This window comes from Bacillota bacterium (genome assembly GCA_013177945.1).
In the GTDB taxonomy this organism is placed as follows: domain Bacteria; phylum Bacillota; class DSM-12270; order Thermacetogeniales; family Thermacetogeniaceae; genus Ch130.
This window is the reverse complement of sequence record JABLXW010000054.1, coordinates 1-2,153: the sequence shown is the minus strand read 5'-3', so window position 1 is coordinate 2,153 and position 2,153 is coordinate 1. Positions and strand designations below refer to the sequence as shown.

At 48.6% G+C, this 2,153-nt stretch carries 3 protein-coding genes; all 3 read right to left on the bottom strand.

Going from position 1 to position 2,153, the window contains the following annotated elements; genetic code table 11:
- Positions 1–614: transposase (locus HPY58_14210; GenBank protein ID NPV30766.1), on the bottom strand; the 614-nt coding region annotated here is incomplete at its 3' end.
- Between the two features lie 337 nt (positions 615–951).
- Positions 952–1,272: a hypothetical protein gene (locus HPY58_14205; GenBank protein ID NPV30765.1), complete on the bottom strand. Its 321-nt coding sequence runs from the start codon at positions 1,270–1,272 to the stop codon at positions 952–954.
- A 203-nt stretch (positions 1,273–1,475) separates the two neighbouring features.
- Entirely contained in the window at positions 1,476–2,105 is a 630-nt protein-coding gene (locus tag HPY58_14200; GenBank protein NPV30764.1) for a hypothetical protein, read from the bottom strand.
- Between the last annotated feature and the right edge of the window lie 48 nt (positions 2,106–2,153).

Genomic DNA, 2,153 nt, shown 5'->3' with positions numbered 1-2,153 from the left:
AACGAGTCGTATTTCTCCGAGAGACAGAACCGGGCAAAGGGGATGAGGCGCGAGCAGTCGTCGATAAAGGCAAAGAGGAAGGCCTGCACCTTCCTGCCGTTAAGCTTGAGGTAGGGGCCGTAGGACACGTCCCCCTGCCAGAGCATATTCACGGTGTCGTAGGCGAACCTCTTGCGCTCCGGTTCCCTGCGGATTTCCCCCCTCACCAGGTCCTGCCTTTTCAAAAACCGGTAGACTGAGGAGTAAGAGAAGTCGCAGGGCAGAATGACCCCTTTGGCGATCAGCTGATCGTAAAAGACCGAGACCGGGATACCGGGTTGCTCCTTCCTCAGAGAAAGCAGCCTCTCCTGCAGCTCCGGGGAGATCTTCCTGCTCTGCCCCCTGTCGGAACGGGCTTTCGGCTTGAGCCCTTCAAACCCCTCCCTCCGGTGATCCCTCACCCAGCACTCGATGGTCTTGGGAGCGTACTCCTTCAGGCCATAGTGGGGGACCTGGTGCACCCTGTCGGCTACTTCGGCCAGATACTCCCGGATGTTGGTCACCTGCCCCTGCAGGATAGGGGCAATCAGGCCAAAGCGAAACAGCGCTACCTTCTCTCTTTCCTTTTCGTCCATGGAATCTTCCTCCTGAAACATTGGTTTTGGTGCCGTTCGGCCACACGTAACAGTCTAAAATCAAGTGGAGAAAGGTTCCATGCAAAAGCTCTGTGTTTAAAAAGTTCTTTCCTTTAGGCCCGGAGGAATAGTAAAATTAAAGTGCCATAAAACTGTGACGAAAATGACTGAAGAACCTTTGGGAGAAGGCCGAGGCGCAAGCCCTGATCATTTTCAGCAGCTTTATGGCCTTTTCTTGATGGGGTTCCGGGATCTGATCTTTCATGCCCTGGTCCCTGAAAAACATCTCCACTGCCCTCAGGTTCTTGAGAAACCGCCTCCTGTAGAACTGGACCTTCTAGTAGTACGCCTTGAGCTTTCTCAAGATAAAATGGCCTCTCAAGCATCCCAGAATGAAACCAACAGTGTGTTGATAGTGAGGGAGGAGGAAAGAGGGCAGGACCGACAGCGTCTTCTTGCAGCAGGAGCACTTGAATCTCCTGATAACAATCCGCGGCTCCCTCTTAAAGGACAGAGTGTACCTTGAGTAAAAACCATGCTTTTTCAGGGTGCCTTTGGCGTGACAGATGGGACAGGAATCGATGACGGGAAAGTCGTTATTTTCTCCCCTCTTGCTGTACTCTTCAGGTGTTACTCCAAAGTCATGGATGATCTGCAAAGCAAGTTGCCTCCCTGGAAGTGATAAAAAAATGTGCCATAATTTTAGCACAATAAAGAGGCAACTTCTCTCTCAAAAAGAAATTTATTTTGACAAGATCCTCCCTGGTTCTGGAGGGTTTACTGGAGAAATTCACAAAAAAAAGAGAGAACGGTGATTTTTCTCATTGCGTAAACTCCCCAAGATTATTCATAGGCAACTTTTCAGGAGGCAATCCGGTAAAAATCGCCGTAAATCCTTCCTCGATAGACAAAATACTGACGTACGGTGGTACGGGTATTAACGTCGACCCAGTAAATCATTTTGCCCCCGGGCAAGCTATCGGGAGCAGTGACAACCACCTTGAAACATTGATAGTTCCCAAGCTTCCCGATTCCTGTAACCTCCGCGTTTAACAAATAGCTATCTCGGCGGAATTTGCTGCGGAAATCTTTCCTTAAATCGAGGTACCAGGGAGCAAAAAGGCTCGGATTCGAAATGCTGAAGCGAACACATTCTTTTCCCCAAAGATGGGCTTCAAGGTCCTCCATTTGTTGGAATTCAATTTTCCCCTTGATAGCGTGGATGTAAAAAAGAATTTTACTTCTGAACTCCTCAGGTGAAGCTGAAAGAAGCCTACTTTTCTGGAAACCTTCGATCAGGAAGTAAGGTTCTTGGTTGAAATATACGACATCGGCCACTTTATAAATGATTTCTTCTTCTGCTGTAACCCTGCCGTGTACAGGAGCTCCTGTTATTTTATAGATAGGCCAGAAAGACACCTTGATCGCCCGCTTTAATAAGCTAGGTTCGAGTTCGTAGGATACTAACTCATATTTGTAAATTTGTCCCACCTGCAGACCTACCGTACCCCGAGGAAGATTTTCTGGAACCGGTTCAAT